This window comes from Yersinia sp. Marseille-Q3913 (genome assembly GCF_963892745.1).
In the GTDB taxonomy this organism is placed as follows: domain Bacteria; phylum Pseudomonadota; class Gammaproteobacteria; order Enterobacterales; family Enterobacteriaceae; genus Yersinia; species Yersinia bercovieri.
The window spans coordinates 21986-48164 of the sequence record NZ_CAWQAF010000023.1 but is presented as its reverse complement, the minus strand read 5'-3'; the positions used below and the strand labels follow the sequence as shown (position 1 = coordinate 48164).

Here is a 26179-nt window from a genome sequence, read left to right as displayed (position 1 = left end):
AGCGAGCACGGGCTGAGACGTTAATGGCGAGGTATCCTGATACGGCAGAAGAAGATGGTATTTTAACCCGCTATTGGATACAAAAAGAAAAACAACGTTTTGGCCATTACCCTGCTTTTACTGGTGTTGAACAGATACAATTATTTACCTACACTGAGACAGATAAGCTTTCTGATAGTCAGCTTTTCGCCAAAAATCAGTGGGTTGAAAATGCCAGTAATATCACGGGCTGGTCTAAAGGGACAATAGAAGCCCTTGGGTTGTCGATATCTTTGGCGGGGGTAGTGCGGGGGAAGGCTGGGGATGCTCTAAAAGGTAGTTCTCGACCTTATAGTTCAATCAGTCGGCTGAATCTGAATAAGTCGCTGGCGAGTGAGGCACAGTTGGCCGATCTCGCTAAAAATGGTGGTACTGCTGTTGCGGGACACGGTGCGTCTGTTGCTTTACGTGATTCTTCCCGTTTAGTCGCCGAATATGGCGGTAAAGCTGAAAATTGGAGCAAAGTATCTAGTAAAAGCTATAAAGCAGTCGACGGAATCGCTTTTGAAATCCATGCTTATCGTAATGTAGTTACAGGTCAATTGGTTGAACCTAAAACTATCGTAATTAAGAAGTAAGGTTATCAAATGAAAGTTACTTGTATTGCAGTAAAGCTAAATTCTGATCAGAAACAGATAATGGGTCTTAAAGATCACGAAGAACCAGATTACCCATTTGTCGTTGGTGAGACTTACACAGTATTGGGTATTCATACTCAGACAGGATATTATGCTGGTACAATGCTACATATGCCTAGTCCTAGCGGATATGTCATTCCTACACCACTGTGTTTGTTTGAAGTCATCGATGATCGCCCATCAAGCTACTGGAGGATCCGGAAATATGATGATTGCCACTTAACTCTGTGGCCGGAAGAGTTTTACCAAGAATACTTCCATGATTATCTCAGTGATGGTGTTCCCGAATTGATTGAAATTTATAATCGTGTCGTTGAGCAACTAGAAAAAGAATTTGACTGACACTAACCCCGGTAATTATTCCGGGGTTAGTATTGATTAACCAACTGCAATTAGTGTGACGAATGCCACGCTAATTGAGTTAAGTCGATACGTTGATACTTAATTAGTTGCTTTGGCAGGCTAGGATGGCGCTTTTGCCGCCGGGATTGTCGCCAGTGTTCCAGAGGGGCTATATGACAGCACCGTTGAATTACTCGGGGTGCTAAAAGAGCCTCGACAAGCGATTACCGCATTGAGAGCGCTGATTAACAGCGATGATGTTATTGGCACGATGGCGCAAAGTGTCAAGCAAGAGTGGCTGGCACGGATTAATAGCATGGAGGCGAATTATCAGCGGGCCGGTGCCAGTGGTGCCTATGCCTCGGGTGTTGAAGCGGGTAAACTGCTGTTTGAGTTTGGCGGCTACGCTGTGGGTATTGGCGGGTTAGCGAAAAGCGGTGTACGCGTTGCTAGTGGACAGATAAAAAGGTTTGAGGCTAGCGGGACATCTTCTTCTATTGTTGATGATATTTCTGCAAAAACACCAACAGGATCTAAGGGTAATCCATTAGTTGTTCCTGATGGACTTAATAAGCCAACTGCTATTGGTGGTCGAGACTTCTCAGGTCATGCGCTTGATCGTATGCAAAGACAAGGTATAACATCAAGTGTTGTAGAAAATGCCATTAGCCCACAAAATGCAGTAAAAGGGAAAATACCTGGAACAACGGCATATCATGATAAAATAAATAATGTAACAGTTATCACTAATACTAAAACTGGCCGAGTAGTGACCGTCGACTTTGGAATAATAAAACAATGAGTGAGAATGTAAAAAAAACGCTATCTGATTATGACGTAAGGCAAATATCTTTGATGAAAGATATTATCGTTAGCTACGAGTCAAATAAAATACCTCTAGCAGATCTTATCGATAGACTTAGAGGGTTACTTGATTGTTTACAATCTGTAGATGAATCATGGATGCAATCGTTTCATGATAGCTGGTTTACCTTGGAGCAAGTATATGCTGTAGTTTTGGATCAGGGGGATACATTAGATAATTATTCTGGATATATTGAGGAATCTATATCTAACTTGAAAATATTATTAGGCATGTAAAAATATCCCGACTTGGCAGTAAAACCAAGTTGCCCTAATGAATTATTACTAAAAATAAGTTTAGGGCTGGAGTTGCTTACTGCGATTAAACGTATAACCAACTCCAGCCTGAACGATTGGTAATAAAAAAATAGAAGCGCTTCAAGGCAAAGTTCAGAAAAAAATCGAGATAAAGTTCCAGTGAGTTAGACTTACTTATGGCATTATATTTAGCTAATAACTAGTAGAGTTGTCTCGGATTATATGTGTGAGTATTGTATTTACAGGTAGTTATCATTCCTAATAACCAACCGTCACCACTCATGATGGCGGTTATCTATTCTCAAATCCCAATCTTTCTGTTTACCCATCTGATTCACCGCTGGCGGCACTTAATCAACCAGCGGTAATCCCCAGTACCGCCGCAGGCGGCGCGGTGTCAGGGGGGATCTCCGCACTGGCCTCACAGGCGGCGGTGGCGCTGGTGGCGCATCAGGGAGATTTATCCAATACGTTCAAAGAGTTAGGAAGTCAGTCATCAGTTAAATCACTGGTCACCTCAATGGCGATTGGCGGGGCGCTGAGTGGATTTGATGGGCTGATGGGGTGGGAAAAAGCTGCCGACGGTGTCAATGCCGCCAAATTACCGCGCCTGAGCGCTGGTGACTGGAGCAAAGTCGCACAGCGGGTCGCAGGTCAATCGATCATTATTGATTGGGGGCTGACCAGCGCGACCCAGGATGGCGCTTTTGCCGCCGGGATTGTCGCCAGTGTTCCTGAGGGGCTATACGACAGCACCGTTGAATTACTCGGGGTGCTAAAAGAGCCTCGACAAGCGATTACCGCATTGAGGGAACTGGCTAACAGTGGTGATATCATTGGCACTGTGGCGCAAAGTGTCAAACAGGAGTGGCTGGCGCGGATTAATAGCATGGAGGCGAATTATCAGCGGGCCGGAACCCGTGGCGCCTATGCCTCGGGTGTTGAAGCGGGTAAACTGCTGTTTGAGTTTGGCGGCTACGCTGTGGGTATTGGCGGGTTAGCTAAAGGGGGCGTGCGCTTTGCCAGCGGGCAGATAGAGAAGTTTGCGGGGCCAGGAAAATCACTAGCTGAAATCGATGAAGTTACCCCAGTATGGCGCCCTGACCACAGGCAGTCAGAAGTTGATATAGGGAAAGATTTGGGGGATGGATGGCGTGAGCAAGTCTCTTTCAAAGATGGTCAGGAAGTTCCTTATGGCACTAAAGGCAGTGTTCGTCCAGATTGGTGCTATGGCAATGTTTGCAGTATCGAAGTGAAAAATTATAACATTGCCACAAACAAAAATGGTTTGATTAATAATGTTGTTACGCAAGCAATTGAAAGGAAAAAGAACCTTCCCTCAGGGATGAGACAAGAAGTTGTTATTGATATTCGCGGACAAAATGTAACGCAAAATCAAAAAAACATGATCATTCAAGGTATTGTCCAGAAATCTAATAAGATCATCAGTCCAACAGATATAGGGTTTAAAACGAAATGAAGAATGTAGGCTTTCATGGTGGACATACAGTTTATGAGCATGGTCCTGCTGCTGATATGATTGTTTTTTTTCAGTGCATAGCTCTCTACGGAAAGAATGTTCAAACTGATTATGATTTTAGCTTATTAACAGACCGTCTTTATCGTCGTTATCTGAGAGAAAGCGAGCTTATTCCCGCCATGGATCTTATGTCTACTGTTGAGTCTTTATTTTGTAAAATTCCAAGTAATCCAGCTAACTGGATAATGATGGGAGTCGATTTTGAATTAACTAAACTAGATCTTAATCAACCCACATTACATCTTGTATTTGTAGACTATTTTCATCATTTTTATGAGGCTAAAGAGTCTGCTGAATCATTTTTGGATATATTCAAAATATATCAACCAGTAAAAATAGTGATTACTGAATTGCCTTGGTTTATAGAAGACAAAAACCGTCCTCTTGAGCAATATGATGCTCTTGGTCCTGATGATCCACCATTTTGGTTGCGCTAATATAGATCCCAGCCAGCGTGCTGGGATTTTTATTATGTGTACTTCTTGCTAGAGAACAGAACTCTTATCCGGTGATGTTATCGCACTGATATCATCATATTCTCGCAGGAGTGGCAGGCTAAATCCGAGCATCAGGCCAACTAACGATCACGTAATCTTGCCGATCAGTTAACTGATCGGCAATGCGGCTAAAAACCGGATTTTAAAGTCTGATATTACCTGCAACTTATTACACTTCTGGCATGTTGCGGCCATAGTAGATTTCCTGCATCTCTTTGTATAACAGGCGGGTAATACGTTCTCGCTCTTCCGCACTCAGCTCTTCGGGCTTGGCATTAAACAGATAATGTTTCAAATCGAAATCTTTCAGCATCATCTTGGTATGGAAGATATTTTCCTGATAAACATTCACATCCATCATGTGATAAAGCGACTTCATATCGTCTGACATAAAGTTCTGAATCGAGTTGATTTTATGATCGATGAAGTGTTTAACCCCGTTGATGTCACGGGTAAATCCGCGCACCCGATAATCCATGGTGACGATGTCGGATTCCAACTGATGGATCAGGTAATTCAGGGCTTTGAGCGGTGAAATTACCCCGCAGGTAGAGACTTCGATATCGGCACGGAAAGTGCATAGCCCCGCTTCAGGGTGGCTTTCTGGGTAGGTATGGACGCAGATATGACTCTTGTCCAAATGCGCAACCACCGCATTTGGCAGCGGGCCGGGGTGCTCTGAGGTATCGACATCACGAGGATCGACCGGCTCTTCGCTGACTAAAATGGTGACACTGGCACCCTGCGGATCGTAATCCTGACGCGCAATATTCAATATATTGGCACCAATGATCGAGCAAGTTTCGCTCAAGATCTCGGTCAGGCGGTTGGCGTTGTACTGTTCGTCAATGTAGGCGATATAGCCGTCGCGGTCGTCTGCGGTTTTGGCATAACAAATATCGTAAATACAAAAACTCAGGCTTTTCGTCAGGTTGTTGAAGCCATGTAGTTTAAGCTTGGACAATTTGGTTCCGCTCCTTATGGATTATCAACACGGGCCGTTAAGGCATTCAACAGATATTGTGGCAGTGCGAAGCTGCCGACATGAATGGCTGGGTTATAGTAACGGCAAGTTAGGCCCGCATCGGCAAAACGTTGTTGCAGTGTGGCCTGATCTAACTGACGCAGCGAGGGATTTTGAGTCGCCCAAGCGAACGTCATAATGCCACCGTAATAGGTTGGAATGGCGGCCTGATAAAAACTGACATCGCTAAAATAGTGGCTAAGCTTATTGTGGCTGTCGACCGCTTCATCTTGTTGCAGGAAGCAAACGCCGTTTTGCGCGACAAAAATACCACCGTCGTTCAGGCTACGGGCGCACCCTTGGTAGAAAGCAGAGGTGAACAGGCTTTCTCCTGGGCCGATGGGGTCGGTACAGTCAGAGATGATGACATCGAATTTTTCAGTGGTTTGATTGACGAAGTTAACGCCATCATCAATCACCAACGTGAAGCGGGGATCATCATAGGCACCAGCGCTGTGATTTGGCAGGTATTGGCGGCAGAACTCCACCACACCCGCGTCAATTTCGACCATGGTAATTTGGTCGATATTTTTATGGCGGCTGACTTCGCGCAGCATTGCACCGTCGCCACCACCAATGATCAGCACTCTCTTCGCCTGACCGTGGGCCAGTATAGGGACGTGAGTCATCATTTCGTGATAGATAAATTCATCACGCTCGGTGGTTTGCACCACGCCATCTAAGGCCATGACCCGACCCAGCACGGGGTTCTCAAAAATCACCAGATCCTGATGCTCGGTTTTTTCGCGGTACAGGACATTCTCTACTGAAAAGTACTGGCCGAAGTTGGCATGTAATGTTTCATACCATAGTTCTTTCTGTGACATGTTCGGGGCTTCTCCTTCGCAGTAACAGCCATGAAAAATGGGGGGCAACATCATAGCCAACTCTGCCTGAGGTTGCACGGCGGAATTCCAGACTGAAAGGATAAAGGTGAGGTAGCTAGTTAGCGTAGGCCAATAAACTTAAAGAGTCACGGGCCAGAGACTTACATTTGGTTGGAACGGGGATGGCAATACCACGTAGGTCTCGATAGCTATCTTCACCTAACGCTTTCATATTAAAACTATTGTAGTTACGCAGGTCCCAGCGATTTTGTTGGGCAAAATAGACGATTGCCCGCTTGATTTCATTATTGGGTAATTCGTTGTACCCGCAATCATTTTTTAGATAGACGAATACCGCAGTCAGATCCGCGAGATCTTCTGCTTCAGATTCACTTAATGCAGAACTGGCAGATGAGAATCCGCACAGAGTAAGCAGCAGCATAACTAACGTTGTTCTTTTCATAGCGGAAACAGGCTTGTTCATTGTTAACAGACGTTATCACACTGTGATGCCCCAATGTAAACAATATTACATTGGGGATGATTCACAGAGTGATTGATTGCGCCTTGACCTTCCGGTTAGGGGAGGGTTTATGCTCGCGCATAATGCTGTTTTGTGCCACTTAGGCACTCACCCGCGATAACTGCTGACTTTTCATCAGTCGTTATCGGCTATCACGAATGGAGACGACCATGCATCGCCGTGATTTTATCAAGTTAACGGCAGCTCTTGGAGCCGCCACTTCACTGCCGTTATGGAGCCGCGCGGCCTTGGCCGCAGATTTTTCACCCCTGCCTATTCCGCCGCTGCTCCAACCGGACGCCACTGGCAATATTAATCTGAATATTCAGACCGGCACTATGGCTTGGTTGCCCTCTGCTGCTACTCAAACCTGGGGCTACAATGGCAATTTGTTGGGGCCAGCCATTCGTTTGTCACGGGGCAAGCCGGTCACCATCAATGTCGCCAATTCCCTGCCGGAAGCGACGACGGTGCATTGGCACGGTCTGGAGATCCCCGGTGAAATGGATGGTGGCCCGCAGGCGCTGATTCAGCCCGGTGCAAAACGTCAGGTCGCATTTACCGTCGAACAACCGGCGGCTACCTGCTGGTTCCACCCTCATACCCACGGTAAAACCGGCCATCAGGTGGCGATGGGGTTAGGCGGCTTGGTACTGATTGATGATAGTGAGAGTGAGAAACTGCCCTTGCCGAAACAGTGGGGCGTGGATGATATTCCGGTTATTTTGCAGGATAAATTGCTGGGCAAAGATGGCCAGATTGACTATCAGCTGGATGTCATGACCGCCGCTGTTGGCTGGTTTGGCGACCGCATGTTCACCAATGGCGCACATTATCCGCAACAAATTACCCCGCGCGGTTGGGTGCGATTAAGGCTACTCAATGGTTGTAACGCCCGCTCCCTGAATCTGGCGCTTAGCGATGGCCGCCCAATGTATGTTATTGGCAGTGATGGTGGGCTACTGGCGGAGCCAGTCGCGGTAAAAGAGTTGCCAATTCTAATGGGGGAGCGTTTCGAAGTGCTGGTGGACACCTCGGATGGCAAAGCCCTGGATCTGGTCACCTTACCGGTGAAACAGATGGGTATGACGTTAGCGCCCTTTGATAAGCCGCTGCCGCTATTGCGCATTCAACCCTCACTGGCGGCTGGGAGCAAAGTGCTGCCGGACTCGCTGGTTGTGGTGCCTGCGCTCGCTGATGTTACCGGTTTACAGGAGCGTTGGTTCCAACTGATGATGGATCCTAAACTGGATATGCTGGGGATGCAGGCGCTGATGAGCCGTTATGGTATGCAGGCAATGGCTGGTATGAGCATGGATCACGGTACTATGATGGATAATGGCAACATGGCGGGTATGGATCACGGGAATATGAAAGGCATGGATCATGGCGCGATGAAAGCCGCCCCAGCATTTGATTTCAGTCATGCCAATATGATTAACGGCAAAGCCTTCTCAATGAGCGAAGCGGCGTTTGATGCCAAACAGGGCAAATTCGAGAAGTGGACGATTTCCGGTGAAGGCGACATGATGCTGCATCCATTCCATGTCCATGGTACGCAGTTCCGTATTTTGACCGAAAATGGCAAGCCGCCAGCAGAGCATCGCCGTGGCTGGAAAGATACCGTCAGAGTGGAAGGGGCGCGTAGTGAAATTTTAGTGCGCTTCAATCACCTGGCACCTGCCAGCACGCCTTATATGGCGCATTGCCACCTGCTGGAACATGAGGACACTGGCATGATGATGGGCTTTACCGTCAGCGCTTAAATCAATTGCCGGAGATATCCTGGGTTAGGTTTGTAACGGGGGAGTCCGTCGCAACCTGACTCGGGCTATGGTAAACTCAGCGGCTTTCTTCCGGCACGCAACGTAAAAAAGCGACGTTAATACTTATGAAACACATCGTAGAAGTCATGATTTCCGAACAGGAAGTCAAAACCCGAATTGCCGAATTAGGCCGCCAAATCTCCGGACACTATCGCGATAGCGGCAGTGAAATGGTGTTGGTTGGGTTACTCCGTGGTTCATTTATGTTTATGGCTGATTTATGTCGTGCCATAGATGTTTCTCATGAAGTCGATTTTATGACCGCCTCTAGCTATGGCAACGGCATGAGCACGACCCGCGATGTAAAAATCCTGAAAGATCTGGATGAGGATATCCGTGGTAAAGATGTGCTGATTGTCGAAGACATCATCGACTCCGGTAATACGTTGAGTAAAGTCCGTGAGATCCTGCAACTGCGTGGCCCGAAATCATTGGCTATCTGCACCTTGTTGGACAAACCACAGCGCCGCGAAGTGCAAGTTCCGGTTGAGTGGGTCGGTTTCACCATCCCCGATGAGTTTGTGGTGGGTTATGGTATCGATTATGCGCAAAGATACCGGCATTTGCCGTATGTGGGTAAAGTCGTGATGTTGGACGAGTGATCGGCCACGGCGCGTTTTAGATTTTAGACAGATTTAGCGGAATTTATTGATGGGAGAGGGGCGTGTGAACGTACCCTCCCATAGACTCATTAGTCTTCTTTGTTATTTTGCTGTAACAACTCGGCCATGGCTTTACGATACACCATTTCAAGGCTGCCCAGACTGGTGGCGGACACTTCTAAATCACGTAGCAAGCCATCTTCAATACCATATACCCAGCCGTGGATCATGGCTTTTTGCCCGCGCTTCCACGCCGAACGAACAATGGTAGAATGACCCAAGTTGTACACTTGCTCTACTACGTTAATTTGGCACAACACATTGCTGCGCTCTTCTTGCGGCAGTTCACCTAGCAGCGAGCTGTGCTTATACCAAAGGTCGCGGATGTGCAGTAACCAGTTGTCAATCAGCCCCATCTCCTCGCCTTTGATGGCGGCTTCAACACCACCACAGCCAAGGTGACCACAAATAATGATATGTTCTACTTGCAGAACATCGATGGCGTATTGAACCACGGACAGACAGTTCAAATCGGTATGGATAACCAGATTGGCAACGTTACGGTGAACAAATAACTCACCGGATTTCAAGCCAGTAAGCTGCTCGGCGGGGACGCGACTGTCGGAACAGCCAATCCACAGGAAACGGGGTTTCTGGGCTTGTGCCAGGTGCTCAAAAAAATCAGGATTGTCTTTACTGATGGTGTTTGACCATGTCCGATTATTCGCGATGAGCTTTTCTATTTCTTTCATGAATGTAAATAGCCTGTAATGAACGGATTGCGATAGGATAATATACGGCAAGGATTAGGATTTTGAAATCGGAACTGTGGTTCCTGTGATTGCGCAATTTTGTCTGCGTAACATCTTCCCGGTGTCTGTTTGGTTCCCTTCTGCCAGCTGTGACCCGCCTCGACGAAGGTGGGTTAAGCAAGCCATTATGTGCTGCGACGCCGAGATACCCATTGAATAAGGCTCTTTTTTACTTATGACATATGCACTGGAAATAACGCAACTGACCAAAACCTATGCAGGTGGCGTTCAGGCACTGCGTGGCATTGATCTGCGCGTAGAGGCAGGCGATTTTTATGCTCTTCTTGGGCCTAATGGTGCAGGTAAATCCACCACCATCGGCATTATCAGTTCATTGGTGAACAAAACATCGGGCAAGGTGACGGTCTTTGGCTACGACATCGATCAAGATATCGTGAATGCCAAACGTCAGCTCGGGTTAGTGCCGCAGGAATTTAACTTCAATCCGTTCGAAACGGTATTGCAGATTGTGGTAACCCAAGCGGGATATTACGGTGTGACACGGCGCGAAGCCCTGCAACGTGCTGAAAAATATCTTAGCCAGTTGGATCTGTGGGGTAAACGTAATGAGCGTGCTATTCGTCTGTCGGGTGGGATGAAGCGCCGTTTAATGATTGCTCGCGCCTTGATGCACGAACCTAAATTGCTGATCCTTGATGAGCCTACCGCTGGGGTGGATATTGAGCTACGCCGCTCTATGTGGGGCTTCCTGAAAGAGCTGAATGCACAGGGCACGACCATCATTCTGACCACGCACTATCTGGAAGAAGCTGAGATGCTATGCCGCAATATCGGCATTATCCAGAATGGCGAGCTGGTGGAAAATACCACGATGAAACAGTTGCTTGGTAAACTTGAATCCGAAACCTTTATTTTTGATCTGGCGATTAAAAGCCCGCTGCCTAAGCTGGAAGGTTATAGTTATCGTCTGACGGATACCTCAACGTTGGAAGTCGATGTTAAGCGTGAGCAGGGGCTGAATGGTCTATTCAGCCAACTAAACGCACAGGGAATTCAGGTACAAAGTATGCGCAACAAGGCTAACCGTCTGGAAGAGCTATTTGTCACCTTGGTTAATGGCAATGGGGGAGAGAAAGCATGACCCGCCTGTATTGGGTAGCATTACAGAGTATTTGGATCAAAGAGATCACGCGTTTTGCCCGTATCTGGATCCAAACATTGGTGCCACCGGTGATTACCATGTCGCTCTATTTCGTTATTTTTGGCAACCTGATTGGTTCCCGAATTGGTGATATGGGCGGTTTTGATTATATGCAGTTTATCGTGCCCGGCCTGATTATGATGGCGGTGATCACCAACTCCTATGCCAACGTGGCCGCCTCCTTCTTTGGCGCAAAATTCCAGCGTAGTATTGAAGAGCTGCTAGTGGCACCGGTGCCAACCCATATCGTGATTATCGGTTATGTCGGTGGCGGGGTGGCGCGTGGGATCTGTGTCGGTATTCTGGTCACGATAATCTCACTGTTCTTTGTGCCACTGCATGTCCACTCCTGGTCAATGATTGCGCTGACATTAATGCTGACGGCGATAGTCTTTTCTCTCGGTGGGTTATTGAATGCGGTATTTGCCAAAACATTCGACGATATCAGTTTAGTGCCCACTTTTGTGCTGACGCCATTGACCTATCTGGGGGGGGTATTTTACTCGCTATCCCTCTTGCCGCCTTTCTGGCTGGCGGTATCGAAGCTTAACCCTATCGTCTATATGATCAGTGGTTTCCGTTATGGCTTCCTCGGCATTACCGATGTGCCGTTGGTGTTTACCATTGGTGTGCTGGTGGTGTTTATTGCGATATTTTATGCTTGGGCCTGGTATTTGATTGAGCGTGGTCGCGGCCTGCGTACCTAATCCCCCTTCGGCCTTGGCGTTGCAGCGGTGTTGGTTACTTTCACTTGCTGCCACGCCAAATCGTTTAGGTGTGGCTCGTGAATAAATAGTGAGTTAATTGTTGTTAATGCTGGAATTTAATCGTAATAAATAATGTCCCCGTCTAATATCGCCTTTCTCAACTCTAAGTGTCTCGTGCTATGCTGGCGCACCAGATTTTCCCCTTTTCAATTCAGCGCCGAATGCGCATAAGTAGAACGATAATGTGGCATAAAAACAGAATAGCTATTGGGATGCTACTCGGTGTTGTCATGTCGGTAATGATACCGGCAACCCATGCAGATCTCTTGCCTGATGAATCGGCACTTGTACCTAAATATATGGTTGCGCAGCGTGATAGCGAAATATATTCGCTGGTCGGCGAGCGTGTCATTCCCGTCGGTGAGATAAAAGAAGACCAACTTATTCAGGTTTCGCCGGCGGCGGCAGAGTACTATGAATTTAAATTTGGTAACGGCATTGGCTTTATTGATAAAGACGATTTGCGCGATATCAATAAGGCACGAAAAACCAACGATATTCTGGGTGATTTGAATAAACCGCTGCCGAATCAAAATATTCTGTTCAAGCGGGAAACGGCGGTTTATCTCGCGGCAAATGTCGACAGTGAGCAATTTGCGACCCTGGTAGATAACCTGCGCTACCCGATTGTGGGTAAGCTGAAAGATCGTTTAGGTAATACCTGGTATCAGGTCAATATTGGCGATCGCTTGGGATATGTCAGCAGTGTCGATGCTGAAATAGATAACGGCATTCCGATTCTGACCTATCACCACATGTTGAAAAATGAAGAAAATAAGCGTTTTCTGAATACCTCAACCACCACCTCTGATGCCGCTTTCAGCAACCAGATGACCTATCTCAAGCAGACCGGTTACGACACCATTTCGCTCTATCAGCTTGAAGGTTATATTAATAACAAGATTAACCTACCTGCAAAAGTCGTGGTGCTGACGTTTGACGATGGCCTTAAATCAGTTCATCGCTACGCTTATCCGATTTTGAAAGAGAATGGTTTCCGTGCCACGGCGTTTATTATTTCATCGCGCATTAAACGCCACCCACAGAAATGGAATCCTGACTCATTACAGTTTATGAGTATTGCTGAACTAAAAGAGATTCAGGATGTATTTGATATTCAGTCTCATACGCATTTTTTACATCGGACTGATAATAAGCGTAACCCTATTTTATTGAGCCGTTCTTATCACAATATTGTTTTTGATTTTGAACACTCACGCCGGGCGCTATCTCAGTTTAATCCGCATGTGATTTTTCTGTCCTATCCCTTTGGCGGGTTTAACCAAACCGCCATTGATGCGGCAAAAAATGCAGGTTTCCATTTAGCGGTCACCACCATGCAGGGCAAGGTAAAACCGGGCGATAATCCATTTACCCTAAAGCGGCTCTATATTTTGCGCACTGATTCAATCCCGACCATGGCAGAGCGCATTGCCAATGAACCCGGTCAGGTTGCCCCTGCCCCTGCGGTGATGGAGTCTGATTAGCGGCTTGTTAGTATGATGGTGATATGAAAAATGGCGCTCTAACGAGGCGCCATTTTTTATCTTATAAAGTCAGTCATTCGGCTGGTGAGCGAAGGGGGTTTAGGCAACCTGAACCGGCACGGCCTTAGCTTTGCGCTGCAACTGATTCTCACCTTCAAAATAGGCCACTTTCGGGTGGTGCAGGCGGGCATTAGCATCAGACATCTGCACATAAGAGCAGATAATCAGTTTATCACCGACACAGGCGCAGCGCGCAGCAGCACCATTCACGGAGATAATCCGTGAACCGCGCTCGGCGGCGATCGCATAAGTAGAGAAACGCTGACCATTATCAACGTTATAAATATCAATGGCTTCATATTCCAGAATACCTGCGGCTTCCAGAAAATCCTGATCAATAGCGCAGGAACCTTCATAGTGCAAATCAGCTTGAGTGACTTTGACCCGATGCAGTTTGCCTTGCAACATAGTACGTATCATAACTCTTACCTTTGATCCCGATTAAGCCTGGTACCAGATTCCATCATCAACTGATCCCGAGAGAAGCGCTCAGTTTTGCTGATTTTATATCACTTGTCTATGACGATGCGGTGAAATCAGCGCTCTACCAATATTTACCGCGCTAACCAATCCTCACCGCACTAACAAATATTCACCACATATAGTTAATCGCGTAAATCAACCTGCTGATTATCGATCAGCCGTGCTTTGCCTAGCCAGGCTGCTATCAGAATTACCGCGTGTTTGCTCTCTACGGTCAGTGGTTGTAAGGTGTTGGCATCGCGGATAAATAGCTCATCCGGCGTAAAACCGGCGCTGCGTAACTGCTCCGCGGCGTCAAACAGCAAATCATCAATCTGCCGTTCACCTGCGCTCAACTTCTTGGCCAGCGCCTGCATTATCTTATTGAGTTGCGGCGCAATTTTGCGCTCTTCAGCCGTCAGATACCCATTGCGGGAGCTCAGCGCCAGGCCATCTTTAGCGCGGACAATCGGGACGCCAACAATATTGATGTCATAGCCCATATCCGCCACCATTTTGCGGATCAGCGCTAACTGCTGATAATCTTTTTCGCCAAAACAGGCCACATCTGGCTGTACCAAATTGAACAATTTGCTCACGATGGTTGATACACCACGGAAATGGCCGGGGCGGCTGGCCCCTTCCAAAATGGTCGACAGCGCCGGCACCTCAACGTAGGTCTGGCTTTCCAGCCCTGCGGGATAAATATCATCGGCTGCGGGGGCGAATACCAAATCAACACCGTGGCGGGTCAACTTCTCGCAATCTTCCTGCAACGTGCGCGGATAGTGGGCCAAATCATCTGGGCGCTCAAATTGCAGTGGATTGACAAAAATAGTCACTACCACCACATCAGCGCGGGTTTTGGCATCTTCCACCAAGGTCATATGCCCTTGGTGCAGGTTGCCCATGGTGGGTACGAGTGCCACGCGCTTGCCCTCTTGACGCCAGCGGCGGATTTGTTGGCGCAGCAGTGGTAGGGTTTCGATTATCAGCATTATTTCCTCCGGTATACCCGTCATCTTTCAAGTTGCAGGTGTGTTGTCTGCACTCGTTCACCCAAATCACTTACTAATGTAAGCTCATCGGGATTCTCTTGCTTGCCGCCTTCCTGCATCTCGAAATCTATAGGGTATAAATAGGGTGTAATAGCAATATTTAAGCAGTAAAAGTTTATTGGAATGTGTGCTCTTCAGCAGGGTAGAGGCCAGTTTCAACTTCTTGAATATACAGCGTAATGGCGGCGCGAATATCGCCTGTGCTTTGTGCTAAGAAGTTTTTGCTGAATTTTGGGGTATGGCCGCCAGTAATGCCTAATGCATCATGCATAACCAGAATCTGGCCGTCGGTGACATTTCCCGCGCCAATACCAATCACCGGAATAGTCAACTCCTCGGTCACTCGCTGCGCCAACTCTACTGGCACACACTCCAATACCAATAATTGCGCACCAGCATTTTCAAGGGCCAATGCATCTTTAATTAGCTGATTTGCCGCGACTTCTTCTCGGCCCTGTACTTTGTAGCCACCAAAAATATTGACTGATTGCGGCGTTAGCCCCAAGTGCCCACACACTGGAACTGCGCGCTCTGCCAACATGCGAACGGTATCGCACAACCAGCTACCACCCTCCAGTTTGACCATGTTGGCCCCAGCGCGCATCAGCTCTGCGGCGTTAGTGAACGTTTGCTCCGGCGTGGCATAACTCATAAACGGCATATCAGCCAATAACAGGCAATGAGGCGCACCACGGCGCACAGCACGGGTATGGTAGGCCATATCCGCGATGGTGACTGGCAGAGTTGAATCAAACCCTTGTAACGTCATGCCAAGCGAATCACCCACCAGCAGCACTTCAATACCTTGCTCGGCGAATAACTGGGCAAAACTGGCATCATAGGCAGTCAGTGTGGCGAACTTACGCTTATCCTGTTTCCATTGGCGTAACTGGCTTATGGTGGTGGCTTTCATCGCGCTTTCTCCTGAAATAGTGGGTTAAAATGGAAAGGAGATATCAGATAGGAATATGACTTGTGGCCGATTATCACGGTTTAGCGCAGGTCACCAAGGGACCAGACCATTTTTATCCACCAAGGTCAGGCGCGCTGATAAGGTTTCGCCATCGGGGAAAATCAGGTCAGGCGCGATATCAGCCAGCGGGTAGAGCATAAATTCACGCTCTTTCAGCCCATAGTGCGGCACCGTCAGGCGATCAGTTTTTATCACTTGATCGCCATACAGCATAATATCCAGATCCAGAGTCCGTGGCCCCCAGCGCTGCTCTTTTCTCACCCGCCCCTGATTGCGCTCAATGGCTTGGGTGTGATCCAGCAGTTGTTCCGCTGGCAGCGAGGTATCCAGTGCCACCACGGCATTGAGGAAATTCGGTTGATCCTGTGGGCCTAAGGGCTTGGTGCGATAAAAAGGTGAACAGGCCACTAACCGGGTGCGCGGCAGATGCTCCAGCGCTTCCAGTGCGGTTTTAACCTGTTGCAGTGGCGTGGCCTGATTACTTCCCAGCGCGATATAGACCCGGATCATGGTGCGAATTATGCCCCTTCTTTGCGTGGTAACGGCTTGCGTGGGCGGCGAGGACGAGAGCGGCGCGGTGCTGGATCAGCCCCTAGCGTATTCAGCATATTTTTCTGCTGTAGCGGCGTCGCCTCCTGGAATTCACTCCACCACTGAGTCAAACGCTGCAACTCATGGTTGTTTTCCACTTCCGCGCGTAGCGCCAGCAGATCGTAAGCGGCGCGGAATTTCGGATGCTCCATCAACTTGTGCGCACGTTTGCCTTGACGGCGCGACAGGCGCAATTGCAGCAGCCAGATATCCCGTACCAGCGAGGTAATGCGCTTTGGAATCGCCAGTGAACGGCACTCTTCATCCAACACGTCGTTCATCGCCAGCGCGAAAGCATCGTAATAGGCCAGCCCGCTCTCTTGCGTCAGTTTTTGCGCATGTTCGATCAGCGGATACCAAAGCATAGCTGCAAATAAGAACGCGGGGTTGACCCGTTGGTCATTATGTAGACGATGATCAGTATTTTTCAGCACCTGAACCAGAATGCGCTCCATCGGCGAGTCATGCTGTTCAGTAAAGTTACGGGCAATCAGCGGGAATAGTGGCTGGAACAGCTGGTATTCACACAGTTTTAAATAGGTTTTATAGCCATAACCCGATTGCAGCAGTTTGAGCGACTCTTCAAACAGACGGGCCGGGGGGATCTCGCGCAGTAATGACGCCAGACGCGGGATCGGCTCTGCGGTTTCCGGGCAAATAGTCATATCCAGCTTGGCGGCAAAACGCACTGCGCGCAGCATCCGCACCGGGTCTTCACGGTAGCGGGTTTCAGGATCACCAATCAGACGGATAATGCCCTCTTTCAGATCACGTAAGCCGCCGGTGTAATCACGTAGCGCAAAATCTGAAATGCCGTAGTAGAGGCTGTTGATAGTGAAATCGCGGCGTTGGGCGTCATCTTCGATAGTGCCGAAAATGTTGTCACGCAGCAGCATACCATTCTGCGCCTGCTGGGAAGAGTTTTTGTCGCTATCTTCCGTTTGCTGTTGTTCGTGGTGACCACGGAACGTGGCGACTTCAATGATTTCCGGGCCAAACATCACATGGGCCAGACGGAAACGGCGACCCACCAGACGGCAGTTACGGAATAATTTCCGCACTTGCTCAGGGGTTGCGCTAGTGGTGATATCAAAATCTTTTGGTTTTTTGCCCAGCAGTAAGTCGCGAACACCGCCGCCAACCAAATAGGCTTCATAGCCTGATTTATTCAGGCGATAGAGCACCTTCAGCGCATTATCGCTGATCTCCCTACGGGAAATGTTGTGCTGATCTCGCGGAATAATCGTCATCGGACTCTGTTCCGAAGCAGGCACCGCATGATTCTTGCGGCCAGTATTTGTTCTGGCAGGCCTTTTCTCTTTGCGGGCCACGTTATCTTCACCGGGCACTTTATCTTTACGGGTACTGCTATCACGGGCCGTATCGTCACGGACAGCTTTGCTATCGCGAGCTGATTTATCATCGCGAATCAGTACCTTACGGCAGAAATTGGCTACTCGGGTAAAAATGGTACACCTCGATAGTGGCTAATAAAAAACAGAACTACAGAAAAACAGCGGCTAATCATAGCTCACCGTGCTTCCTTTGAGAATGCCGTTGTGTTTTCAGTGGCAGTTATCGCCTCCTGAAGCGGCGTTGTTGGCCCCTGAAGCAGGAATGGCTGCCAACGTCCAGTTTTCGACTGCAAAACGTAATAATAACGGTAAATCAAGATCTTGCCAGCATTCTGGCAGCGGCTGACATAAAAACTTCAGTGCAGCGACCAAAACTGGGCGTGGATCACCGTCCGGCAGTGGTGGTGCATGGTTTTGTTTGGATAACTTATTACCCTCATGATTCAGCGCCAGTGGCAGATGCAAATAGCCGGGAACCGGTTGCTGTAACTGCTGGTAGAGAGCTATCTGGCGCACGGTTGGTTCAATCAAATCTGACCCGCGCACCACTTCGGTTACCCCCTGAAACGCATCATCAACCACCACAGCCAGATTATAGGCGAACAGGCCATCTCGGCGGCGAATAATAAAATCTTCTTCCGCCAGCGCTGGCTCAGCATGCAACTCACCGAGTAATTTATCATAAAAGGCATAAACCGGCTGAGTCTGTCGCAAACGGATGGCCGCGCCTTTGGCTGGCAAATGTCGCTCACGGCAATAGCCGTCATAGAAGCCGCCGATTTGTTGAATTCTGCTGCGGCTACAGGTGCAGTAGTAGCTCAGCCCTTGTTGCTCTAACCAGTCTAAGGTGGCGCGGTAGGCTTCATGGCGCTGTGATTGGTAGATGACGGGGCCGTCCCAATGGAGACCATAATGGTCCAATGTGGCCAAAATACGCGCGGCAGCACCAGGGATTTCACGGGGGGGATCAATATCTTCAATGCGAACCAGCCAGCTCCCACCTTGAGCGCGGGCTTGCAGGTAACTGCCGAGTGCGGCAATGAGCGAACCGAAATGTAAGTCGCCGGATGGAGAGGGCGCAAAACGGCCAACATACTGATTCTGCTTATGATCGGATTGCTGAGAATCAGACGGCTGAGTGTGGGTATCTTCGGGCATAAAAAGGGAAAGGGAGTCCAGCCTGATAAATACGGTGCCGGAGGTGACTCTGGCACCGTGTTACAGGTTATTGCTGTGTTAGCCTGCCATCTGCTTTTCGCGGATTTCGGCCAGGGTTTTACAGTCAATGCACAAATCTGCAGTTGGCCGTGCTTCCAGACGGCGAATGCCGATCTCTACGCCACAAGACTCGCAGAAACCGAAATCGTCATCCTCGACTTTCTTCAGCGTTTTCTCGATCTTTTTAATCAATTTACGCTCACGGTCGCGGTTACGAAGCTCAAGACTAAACTCCTCTTCCTGCGCGGCACGGTCCACCGGGTCTGGGAAGTTGGCAGCTTCGTCTTGCATGTGCGATACAGTACGATCTACTTCATCCCTGAGTTGGTTACGCCATGCTTCAAGTATCAGCTTGAAGTGCAACAACTGGGCGGCATTCATATACTCTTCGCCGGGCTTCTCTTGGTACGGCTCTACCCCAGCGATGGCGAGAATGCTCAAGGACGAGGTTTTACGTTTTTGCCCTTCTTGCATGATGCTTCTCCTACATTCATACGCACTATCGAAATCCCCAAGACGGGGAAAAATCAGGCCGCTATAAATAACAGAAGGGAGGTAGGTTGGCAATTATTCCTGTCGCCTGCTTGACAATGGTGTGAAGGAAGGCGTATTTGGCGCACCGCAATATCCAATAGTTGCTTCTTTATTAAGCGTTTTTGGTTACAGCGTTTCGTCCAGTAATAACGGTAAACGCACATCCAGCACGATACCGTCAGGCGATAGTTGGAAACCGTAGCAAATAACTTCCACTCCTGCTTGCTGAGCCTGGGCCAGCAATTCTGCATAGCGACTGTCAATGTGTCGGGCTGCAGCGACTTGTCTGATACCCGTATGCAATACGGCAAAAAAAAGTACCGCCCGATGACCCTCGGCAACCATGCTTTGTAGCTCCCTGAGATGCTTTTGACCCCGCAGGGTAACAGCATCCGGGAAATACCCACACTGTTGCTGTAATAAGGTGACCGACTTGACTTCAATATAGCAGTTAGACCTATTTTCTGCCTGCAATAACAAGTCTATACGGCTGCTCTCATCCCCATACTTAACTTCTCGTTTGACAGAAGTGTAACCAGATAATTCAACAATCTGATTATTATCTATCGCGACACTGACTAACTCATTGGCACGCATCGTATTTACGCAGATCCAATCACCACTTTGAGTATGTGTCAGCTCCCAGCTGTGGGGATACTTACGTTTTGGATTATCCGAGGTTGAATACCAAACCGTATCCCCTGGCGTGGCACAACCGGTCATTGCTCCCGTATTAGCGCAATGAATGGTTAATGATTCTCCGGCGGGCGTCACAATATCAGCTAAAAAGCGCTTATACCGCTGGATAAGTGTGGCCGGTTGTAACTGTGGGGTGAATAACAGCAGGGGATTAATCGGCATCAGATCTCCGTTCACTGCCCAACAACGGCCAGCTTTGTACCATGTTATAACGGGTACGTCCGCGTGCGAAAACGGATTCGTACAATGAAAAATGGTTCACTCGGAAGCTTTCATTATGGGTTTTAGCCGGCAGTGCGACCGGACGTACCGCGCCACGCAGCAAGGTGACATGGGGATGAAAGGGGAGCGGCGTTTGGTAACACCCACTGCGTGCGGCCTGTGAACGCAGTAATTGCGCCAACTGCAATAGGCCACGGGGCGGATTTTTGCAGCTGAGCCATATCACACCGGAACCCGGCCAGTGGCCGATATCATCTAATGCTACGTTAAAACCTGACTGACTGATGCGACCCGCTTGTTGCTGTAATATTTGCGCTTTGGCGGCACTGACCTCACCGAGGAACGCCAGTGTCAGGTGGAGGTTAGCGGCTGCAATGGGGCGGCCGGCCTCTGGTGAGAAGTTATCCGCTCGCCACCGCACAATGTTTTGCTGAAGGGCATTAGGCAGCGCCAGCGCAAAGAACAAGCGCTTATTCTCGCGTGTTTTATCAACAATCGTTTTATCTACGGTATTAATCATCAGGTTGGCATAATCACTCGGCTAAATACGCTATACGGCCATGATGTTACAATGGCTGACGATGAAAGTAGAGAGCATGGGGAAGAATGTGGTGGTGAGTCAGAGAGAAAGTGATGCTGCGAGGGCCGTTTTGCCGGTAGGTGAAGTGCTCAGCGAGATATTGTCCGCGTTGCAAAGCTCACCGCAAGTCCTGCTCCATGCCCCCACCGGAGCGGGGAAATCGACGTGGTTACCGCTACAAATCCTGAAACATGCCGGACTGTCGGGCCGCATTATCATGCTGGAACCCCGACGGCTGGCGGCAAAAAATGTGGCCTACCGTCTGGCGCAGCAACTGGGTGAAGAACCGGGGCAGACCGTGGGCTATCGGATGCGGGCCGAAAGCAAAAGCGGGCCGCATACCCGTCTGGAAGTGGTGACCGAGGGCATCCTGACGCGCATGTTGCAACAAGACGCCGAGCTAACCGGTGTCTCCCTGGTGATCCTCGATGAGTTCCATGAGCGTAGCTTGCAGGCTGATTTGGCGCTGGCGCTGTTGCTGGATGTGCAGCAGGGGCTACGTGATGATTTGAAGCTGCTGATTATGTCCGCGACGCTGGATAACCAGCGCCTTTGTGCGCTGCTGCCCGCCGCGCCCGCCATTGTTTCTGCGGGTCGCAGCTTCCCTGTCGAGCGCAGCTACCAGCCGTTGTCGAGCCATGAGCGGCTGGAGGATGGCGTCACCAATCGGGTGAAGCGCTTGCTGAATGAGCAATCTGGCTCTTTGTTGCTGTTTTTACCTGGTGTTGGTGAAATTCATCGGGTGCTGGAGCGCTTGCATGGCGAGGTCGCCAGTGACACGGATCTCTGCCCGCTGTATGGCGCGCTGCCGCTGAATGAGCAGCAAAGAGCGATTCAACCCGCGCCTGCCGGGCGGCGAAAAGTGGTGCTGGCAACCAATATTGCTGAAACCAGCCTGACCATCGAGGGCATCCGGCTGGTGGTCGATAGCGGATTGGAACGGGTAGCGCGCTTTGATGTCAAAAACGGTCTGACACGACTGGTGACTCAGCGCATCAGTCAGGCCTCGATGGTTCAGCGGGCGGGCCGTGCCGGGCGGCTGGAGGCGGGGATCTGCTGGCACCTGTTTGCCAAAGAGCAGGCCGAACGAGCGGCGGAATACAGCGAACCGGAGATCCTGAACAGTGATTTATGTAGCTTGTGGCTAGAGCTGCTGAACTGGGGATGTCAGGACGCGGCGCAGCTGACTTGGCTTGATCAACCACCATCGGCGGCATTGGCTGCCGCGTGCGAGTTATTGCGGCGGCTAGGGGCTATCGATGTCTCCGGCCCCCTGACGAGCACCGGGCGCGCCATGGCCAGCCTGGGCTGCGAGCCGCGTCTGGCCGCAATGCTCTGTTTGGCCGCCGAGCACAGCCCTGATGCGCTGGCAACCGCAGCACTGATGGCGGCGATTTTGGAAGAGCCGCCCCGCAGCGGTCAGATTGATCTGCATCACTGGCTTAGTCGCCCGCAGCCCCACTGGCAGCGGCGAGCAAGGCAACTGACACAAAGAATCAACGGGTGCGTGGGTGCTGTTGACAGTGATATCGCCGACTCACTATTGGCGCTGGCTTACCCCGATCGCATTGCGCAACAGCGCGGGCAAGATGGTCGCTACCTGCTGGCGAATGGTATGGGCGCTGCAATGGCGCAAGACGAAGCGCTGTCACGTTCGCCTTGGCTGGTGGCTGCCAGCTTGCTACAAAGCAACAGCGGTCCGGATGCGCGCATTTTACTGGCATTGCCCATTGATATCGAAAAACTGGCGAAGCAGCTGCCACGGCTGGTGGAAGAGCGGACGGTCGTGGAGTGGGATGAAGCCAAAGGCACACTGCGGGCCTGGCGGCGCTGGCAAATCGGGCGACTGATCCTACGAGCGCAGCCATTGGCGAAACCGAGTGATGAGGCACTGCAATCGGCACTCCTGAACTGGGTGCGCGAGCAGGGGCTATCAGTGCTGAATTGGGATGAAAATGCTGAACAGCTCCGCACGCGATTGCAATGTGCCAGCCGCTGGTTACCGCAAGAGCAGTGGCCTGCTGTCGATGACGACGCTTTATTGGATAAACTTGAGTTATGGTTACAGCCGTCGTTATCCGGCGTGCGCGATCTCCGTAGGCTGCGGCAAGTGAATATCGCGGAGGCATTAACCCGCTTGTTGAACTGGCAGCTACGTCAACGACTGGATACTGAGCTACCAACTCATTACACTGTGCCCACTGGCAGCCGCCTGCCAATCCGCTATTATGTCGACCGGCCTCCGGTGCTGGCGGTGCGTTTGCAGGAAGTTTTTGGTGAGCAACACAGCCCAATGCTCGCCAGTGGGCGGGTGGCAGTGGTGCTTGAACTGCTCTCTCCGGCCCATCGACCATTACAGATTACCGGTGATTTGGCCACTTTCTGGCAGGGCGCGTATCCTGAAGTACAAAAAGAGATGAAAGGGCGCTATCCCAAGCATGTTTGGCCGGATGATCCCGCCAATACTCGCCCGACCCGCAGAACCAAGAAGTATCAGGATAGATAATGTTCCATGGCTAAGAGCCAATAATTTCAGATGTTTCCCCTTTCTATTAGCGGAATAGGGGAACAGATTAAGCCGCAATAATCGCCAATGCGCGTGGAGAAAAAGACATGTCTGGGGATGATCGCGAGCCAATCGGGCGCAAGGGCAAGAAAGCCCTACCCAAAGCTGCACCGAAACGGCCACTGCGCCGGCGGCGTGATGAAGATGAATACGAAGAAGATGACTATTTAGATGATGAAGATCACGATGATGATGACTATGACGAGGAAGAACCGATGCCAAGAAAGGTAGCATCACGTCCACCCCGCAAAAAACGCCGCTGGCTTGGCTTATTTATCAAACTGTTCCTGGTCGGCGCGGTGGTGTTAGCCATTTACGGGGTCTACCTTGATTCGCAAATCCGCAGCCGTATTGATGGCAAAGTGTGGCAACTGCCCGCTGCCGTGTATGGCCGCATGGTTAACCTCGAACCGGGCATGTCCTACAGCAAAAAAGAGATGGTCGATTTGCTCGAGGGGATGCAATACCGTCAAGTCACCCGCATGACCCGACCGGGCGAGTTCACCGTGCAGGGCGACAGCATTGATATTTTGCGCCGTCCGTTTGATTTCCCCGATGCGAAAGAGGGCCAAATTCGTGCGCGCTTAGTGTTTAAAGACGATCGTTTGGCGCAGATCCAAAACCTGGATAGTCAGCGTGATTTCGGCTTCTTGCGCCTCGATCCTAAGTTGATCACCATGCTGCAATCGCCGAATGGTGAGCAGCGCCTGTTTGTGCCACGTGCTGGTTTCCCTGATTTGCTGGTGGATACTTTACTGGCAACAGAAGATCGCCATTTCTATGAGCATGACGGCATCAGCCCTTACTCCATTGGCCGCGCCATGTTGGCTAACCTGACCGCCGGAAAGGCCGTGCAGGGCGGCAGTACGCTGACGCAGCAGTTGGTCAAAAACCTGTTTCTGACCAACGAGCGCTCATTGTGGCGTAAAGCCAACGAAGCCTATATGGCGCTGTTGGTGGATTACCGCTACAGCAAAGACCGGATTCTGGAACTCTATCTGAACGAAGTTTATCTCGGCCAGAGTGGCAGTGATCAGATCCGCGGCTTCCCGCTGGCGAGCCTTTATTACTTCGGGCGTCCGGTGAATGAACTGAGCCTCGATCAGCAAGCGATGCTGGTGGGGATGGTAAAGGGGGCCTCGCTGTATAACCCGTGGCGCAACCCGACACTGGCGCTTGAACGCCGCAATCTGGTGCTGCGCTTGTTGCAGAATCAGGGGGTGATCGATGCGGAGCTTTACACCATGCTCAGCGCTCGCCCATTGGGGGTCCAGCCGAAAGGCGGGGTTATCACCCCTCAGCCTGCTTTTATGCAGATGGTGCGCCAGGAGCTGCAACAAAAACTGGGTGACAAGATTAACGATCTCTCCGGCGTGAAGATTTTCACCACGCTAGACCCGGTTTCACAGGATGCGGCAGAAAAAGCCATCGAAGAGGGCATTCCGGCCCTGAAGGCAGCGCGTCATTTGGATGATTTGGAAGCGGCGATGGTGATTGTTGATCGCTTCAGTGGTGAAGTTCGCGCCATGGTGGGTGGCGCACAGCCGCAATTTGCTGGTTTTAACCGCGCGATGCAGGCCCGCCGTCTGGTGGGGTCACTCGCCAAGCCGCCGACCTATCTGACCGCCCTGAGTGAGCCGGATAAATTCCGCCTCAATACCTGGCTTGCAGATCAACCGCTGTCGATCAAGCTACCCAACGGTTCATTGTGGCAGCCGAAAAACTATGACCGCCAGTTCCGTGGTCAGGTGATGTTGGTTGATGCGCTGGCGAACTCGCTGAACGTACCCACAGTAAATCTGGGGATGTCGGTTGGGCTGGATCAAATCACCGCCATGTTGCAACGTCTGGGTATCCCGAAAGCGGTGATCAATCCGGTTCCGGCTATGTTGCTGGGGGCTATCGATTTGACGCCAGTTGAAGTGGCGCAGGAGTACCAGACTATCGCCAGTGGCGGGAATAGAGCGCCGTTATCAGCGGTGCGCTCAGTGATTGCCGAAGATGGCACTGTGTTGTATCAGAGTTTCCCGCAGGCGGGGCGTATGGTGCCAGCACAGGCCGCCTATCTGACACTTTACGCGATGCAACAAGGGGTTGCCCGTGGGACCTCCCGCTCGCTGTCAGTGAAATTCTCTAAATACAATCTGGCGGCTAAAACCGGTACTACCAACGACCTGCGTGATAGCTGGTTTGCCGGCATTGATGGCAAGGAAGTGGCGATTGCCTGGGTTGGTCGCGACAATAACGGCCCAGCTAAACTGACCGGAGCCAACGGCGCATTGACCTTGTATCGCCGCTATCTGGAGAACCAAACGCCGCTGCCGCTGGTATTGCAGCCACCGGAAGGGATTAGCCAGATGAACATTGATTCGGCAGGTAACTTTGTCTGCGGTGAGGGTGGCGGTATGCGCTCGATTCCGGTGTGGACCGAGGATCCGCAAGGGCTGTGTCAGGCCGCTGCGCCGACTGAACAGCCAAAAGCCGATGGTGACGGTGTCGCCGGTTGGATCAAAGATATGTTCGGTCAGTAAGCTGCAACCCTGCTCACCAAGACCCTTCGGCTTCACCTTAGAAGGGTCTTTTTTTTTTGCCTTTCGTCCAACTAAATCGACTGGCTTAGCGCTTGCAGTCCGCCGTGGGTTACGCATAAACT

General features: G+C 50.3%; 24 protein-coding genes and 2 pseudogenes. 13 read left to right on the top strand and 13 right to left on the bottom strand.

Annotated elements, in window-relative coordinates:
* The 6 genes and pseudogenes from AACW11_RS11820 to AACW11_RS11795 form a co-directional block, all read left to right on the top strand.
* Positions 1-617 (top strand): annotated as a pseudogene (locus AACW11_RS11820) (hypothetical protein); the annotation flags it as partial.
* Between the two features lie 9 nt (positions 618-626).
* On the top strand, positions 627-1019 hold the full coding sequence (locus AACW11_RS11815; RefSeq protein WP_212586735.1) for a hypothetical protein: 393 nt from the start codon (positions 627-629) through the stop codon (positions 1017-1019).
* Between the two features lie 199 nt (positions 1020-1218).
* On the top strand, positions 1219-1821 hold the full coding sequence (locus AACW11_RS11810; RefSeq protein ID WP_212586734.1) for a DUF4258 domain-containing protein: 603 nt from the start codon (positions 1219-1221) through the stop codon (positions 1819-1821).
* Positions 1818-2120 (top strand): hypothetical protein, encoded by a 303-nt coding sequence (locus AACW11_RS11805; RefSeq protein ID WP_212586733.1) that lies wholly within the window; start codon positions 1818-1820, stop codon positions 2118-2120. Before AACW11_RS11810 ends, AACW11_RS11805 begins: the two co-directional genes overlap by 4 nt.
* 415 nt (positions 2121-2535) lie before the next feature.
* A complete protein-coding gene (locus AACW11_RS11800) occupies positions 2536-3621 on the top strand; it encodes a DUF637 domain-containing protein (protein ID WP_339379059.1) in 1086 nt (361 codons plus the stop codon).
* Positions 3618-4118, top strand: coding sequence for a hypothetical protein (locus AACW11_RS11795; RefSeq protein WP_212586732.1), 501 nt, complete (start codon positions 3618-3620; stop codon positions 4116-4118). The genes AACW11_RS11800 and AACW11_RS11795 overlap by 4 nt, the downstream gene beginning before the upstream one ends.
* A 229-nt stretch (positions 4119-4347) precedes the next feature.
* Here the strand turns inward: AACW11_RS11795 and speD are convergent, their stop codons facing one another.
* The 3 genes from speD to AACW11_RS11780 form a co-directional block, all read right to left on the bottom strand.
* Entirely contained in the window at positions 4348-5142 is a 795-nt protein-coding gene (speD, locus tag AACW11_RS11790) for an adenosylmethionine decarboxylase (protein ID WP_005276549.1), read from the bottom strand.
* Positions 5143-5156: 14 nt separating this feature from the next.
* Entirely contained in the window at positions 5157-6029 is an 873-nt protein-coding gene (gene speE, locus AACW11_RS11785) for a polyamine aminopropyltransferase (RefSeq protein WP_212586731.1), read from the bottom strand.
* 115 nt (positions 6030-6144) lie between these two features.
* The gene (locus AACW11_RS11780) at positions 6145-6492 is read right to left on the bottom strand and encodes a YacC family pilotin-like protein (RefSeq protein ID WP_032898327.1); all 348 of its coding nucleotides are present in this window, start codon (positions 6490-6492) and stop codon (positions 6145-6147) included.
* A 230-nt stretch (positions 6493-6722) separates the two neighbouring features.
* Here AACW11_RS11780 and cueO point away from each other — a divergent pair, with 230 nt between their 5' ends.
* Positions 6723-8318: a multicopper oxidase CueO gene (cueO, locus tag AACW11_RS11775; RefSeq protein ID WP_212586730.1), complete on the top strand. Its 1596-nt coding sequence runs from the start codon at positions 6723-6725 to the stop codon at positions 8316-8318.
* 125 nt (positions 8319-8443) lie between these two features.
* A complete protein-coding gene (gene hpt / locus AACW11_RS11770; protein WP_212586729.1) occupies positions 8444-8980 on the top strand; it encodes a hypoxanthine phosphoribosyltransferase in 537 nt (178 codons plus the stop codon).
* Positions 8981-9069: 89 nt separating this feature from the next.
* Here the strand turns inward: hpt and can are convergent, their stop codons facing one another.
* Positions 9070-9732 (bottom strand): carbonate dehydratase, encoded by a 663-nt coding sequence (can, locus tag AACW11_RS11765; RefSeq protein ID WP_004875073.1) that lies wholly within the window; start codon positions 9730-9732, stop codon positions 9070-9072.
* Positions 9733-9967: 235 nt separating this feature from the next.
* On the opposite strand from can, the gene AACW11_RS11760 reads away from it, so the two are divergent.
* The 3 genes from AACW11_RS11760 to AACW11_RS11750 all read left to right on the top strand — a co-directional run bounded on the left by AACW11_RS11760 (position 9968) and on the right by AACW11_RS11750 (position 13208).
* On the top strand, positions 9968-10894 hold the full coding sequence (locus tag AACW11_RS11760) for an ABC transporter ATP-binding protein (protein WP_005276542.1): 927 nt from the start codon (positions 9968-9970) through the stop codon (positions 10892-10894).
* Positions 10891-11661, top strand: a complete 771-nt coding sequence (locus tag AACW11_RS11755; protein WP_032898323.1) for an ABC transporter permease — start codon at positions 10891-10893, stop codon at positions 11659-11661. Before AACW11_RS11760 ends, AACW11_RS11755 begins: the two co-directional genes overlap by 4 nt.
* Positions 11662-11903: 242 nt before the next feature.
* On the top strand, positions 11904-13208 hold the full coding sequence (locus AACW11_RS11750) for a polysaccharide deacetylase family protein (RefSeq protein WP_212586728.1): 1305 nt from the start codon (positions 11904-11906) through the stop codon (positions 13206-13208).
* A gap of 99 nt (positions 13209-13307) precedes the next feature.
* Here AACW11_RS11750 and panD read toward each other — a convergent pair whose 3' ends face one another.
* The 9 genes and pseudogenes from panD to thpR form a co-directional block, all read right to left on the bottom strand.
* On the bottom strand, positions 13308-13688 hold the full coding sequence (panD, locus tag AACW11_RS11745; RefSeq protein WP_032814263.1) for an aspartate 1-decarboxylase: 381 nt from the start codon (positions 13686-13688) through the stop codon (positions 13308-13310).
* Between the two features lie 185 nt (positions 13689-13873).
* Positions 13874-14728, bottom strand: a complete 855-nt coding sequence (panC, locus tag AACW11_RS11740) for a pantoate--beta-alanine ligase (protein ID WP_057648303.1) — start codon at positions 14726-14728, stop codon at positions 13874-13876.
* Positions 14729-14903: 175 nt separating this feature from the next.
* The gene (panB, locus tag AACW11_RS11735; protein ID WP_212586727.1) at positions 14904-15701 is read right to left on the bottom strand and encodes a 3-methyl-2-oxobutanoate hydroxymethyltransferase; all 798 of its coding nucleotides are present in this window, start codon (positions 15699-15701) and stop codon (positions 14904-14906) included.
* A gap of 90 nt (positions 15702-15791) precedes the next feature.
* The gene (gene folK / locus AACW11_RS11730; RefSeq protein ID WP_212586726.1) at positions 15792-16271 is read right to left on the bottom strand and encodes a 2-amino-4-hydroxy-6-hydroxymethyldihydropteridine diphosphokinase; all 480 of its coding nucleotides are present in this window, start codon (positions 16269-16271) and stop codon (positions 15792-15794) included.
* A gap of 8 nt (positions 16272-16279) precedes the next feature.
* The gene (gene pcnB / locus AACW11_RS11725) at positions 16280-17821 is read right to left on the bottom strand and encodes a polynucleotide adenylyltransferase PcnB (protein WP_445285817.1); all 1542 of its coding nucleotides are present in this window, start codon (positions 17819-17821) and stop codon (positions 16280-16282) included.
* Between the two features lie 62 nt (positions 17822-17883).
* Positions 17884-18865, bottom strand: a pseudogene (gene gluQRS / locus AACW11_RS11720) (tRNA glutamyl-Q(34) synthetase GluQRS).
* Between the two features lie 78 nt (positions 18866-18943).
* The gene (dksA, locus tag AACW11_RS11715; RefSeq protein WP_004875059.1) at positions 18944-19399 is read right to left on the bottom strand and encodes an RNA polymerase-binding protein DksA; all 456 of its coding nucleotides are present in this window, start codon (positions 19397-19399) and stop codon (positions 18944-18946) included.
* Between the two features lie 186 nt (positions 19400-19585).
* Positions 19586-20320, bottom strand: a complete 735-nt coding sequence (gene sfsA, locus AACW11_RS11710) for a DNA/RNA nuclease SfsA (RefSeq protein WP_212586724.1) — start codon at positions 20318-20320, stop codon at positions 19586-19588.
* Positions 20310-20900 carry an RNA 2',3'-cyclic phosphodiesterase gene (thpR, locus tag AACW11_RS11705; RefSeq protein WP_212586723.1) on the bottom strand — a complete coding sequence of 197 codons (591 nt, stop codon included), beginning with the start codon at positions 20898-20900 and terminating at the stop codon, positions 20310-20312. Before thpR ends, sfsA begins: the two co-directional genes overlap by 11 nt.
* A gap of 43 nt (positions 20901-20943) precedes the next feature.
* Here thpR and hrpB point away from each other — a divergent pair, with 43 nt between their 5' ends.
* A complete protein-coding gene (gene hrpB / locus AACW11_RS11700; RefSeq protein ID WP_212586736.1) occupies positions 20944-23466 on the top strand; it encodes an ATP-dependent helicase HrpB in 2523 nt (840 codons plus the stop codon).
* A 107-nt stretch (positions 23467-23573) separates the two neighbouring features.
* A complete protein-coding gene (mrcB, locus tag AACW11_RS11695) occupies positions 23574-26057 on the top strand; it encodes a bifunctional glycosyl transferase/transpeptidase (protein WP_212586722.1) in 2484 nt (827 codons plus the stop codon).
* The last annotated feature ends 122 nt before the right edge of the window (positions 26058-26179 follow it).

Excerpts from the sequence above, each read along its gene's own strand:
- AACW11_RS11815 (WP_212586735.1), top strand. The coding sequence starts at position 627 with ATGAAAGTTACTTGTATTGCAGTAAAGCTAAATTCTGATCAGAAACAG.
- AACW11_RS11805 (WP_212586733.1), top strand. The coding sequence starts at position 1,818 with ATGAGTGAGAATGTAAAAAAAACGCTATCTGATTATGACGTAAGGCAA.
- AACW11_RS11795 (WP_212586732.1), top strand. The coding sequence starts at position 3,618 with ATGAAGAATGTAGGCTTTCATGGTGGACATACAGTTTATGAGCATGGT.
- speE (WP_212586731.1), bottom strand. The coding sequence starts at position 6,029 with ATGTCACAGAAAGAACTATGGTATGAAACATTACATGCCAACTTCGGC.
- AACW11_RS11780 (WP_032898327.1), bottom strand. The coding sequence starts at position 6,492 with ATGAAAAGAACAACGTTAGTTATGCTGCTGCTTACTCTGTGCGGATTC.
- cueO (WP_212586730.1), top strand. The coding sequence starts at position 6,723 with ATGCATCGCCGTGATTTTATCAAGTTAACGGCAGCTCTTGGAGCCGCC.
- hpt (WP_212586729.1), top strand. The coding sequence starts at position 8,444 with ATGAAACACATCGTAGAAGTCATGATTTCCGAACAGGAAGTCAAAACC.
- can (WP_004875073.1), bottom strand. The coding sequence starts at position 9,732 with ATGAAAGAAATAGAAAAGCTCATCGCGAATAATCGGACATGGTCAAAC.
- AACW11_RS11760 (WP_005276542.1), top strand. The coding sequence starts at position 9,968 with ATGACATATGCACTGGAAATAACGCAACTGACCAAAACCTATGCAGGT.
- AACW11_RS11755 (WP_032898323.1), top strand. The coding sequence starts at position 10,891 with ATGACCCGCCTGTATTGGGTAGCATTACAGAGTATTTGGATCAAAGAG.
- AACW11_RS11750 (WP_212586728.1), top strand. The coding sequence starts at position 11,904 with ATGTGGCATAAAAACAGAATAGCTATTGGGATGCTACTCGGTGTTGTC.
- panD (WP_032814263.1), bottom strand. The coding sequence starts at position 13,688 with ATGATACGTACTATGTTGCAAGGCAAACTGCATCGGGTCAAAGTCACT.
- panC (WP_057648303.1), bottom strand. The coding sequence starts at position 14,728 with ATGCTGATAATCGAAACCCTACCACTGCTGCGCCAACAAATCCGCCGC.
- panB (WP_212586727.1), bottom strand. The coding sequence starts at position 15,701 with ATGAAAGCCACCACCATAAGCCAGTTACGCCAATGGAAACAGGATAAG.
- folK (WP_212586726.1), bottom strand. The coding sequence starts at position 16,271 with ATGATCCGGGTCTATATCGCGCTGGGAAGTAATCAGGCCACGCCACTG.
- dksA (WP_004875059.1), bottom strand. The coding sequence starts at position 19,399 with ATGCAAGAAGGGCAAAAACGTAAAACCTCGTCCTTGAGCATTCTCGCC.
- sfsA (WP_212586724.1), bottom strand. The coding sequence starts at position 20,320 with ATGCCGATTAATCCCCTGCTGTTATTCACCCCACAGTTACAACCGGCC.
- thpR (WP_212586723.1), bottom strand. The coding sequence starts at position 20,900 with ATGATTAATACCGTAGATAAAACGATTGTTGATAAAACACGCGAGAAT.
- hrpB (WP_212586736.1), top strand. The coding sequence starts at position 20,944 with ATGTTACAATGGCTGACGATGAAAGTAGAGAGCATGGGGAAGAATGTG.
- mrcB (WP_212586722.1), top strand. The coding sequence starts at position 23,574 with ATGTCTGGGGATGATCGCGAGCCAATCGGGCGCAAGGGCAAGAAAGCC.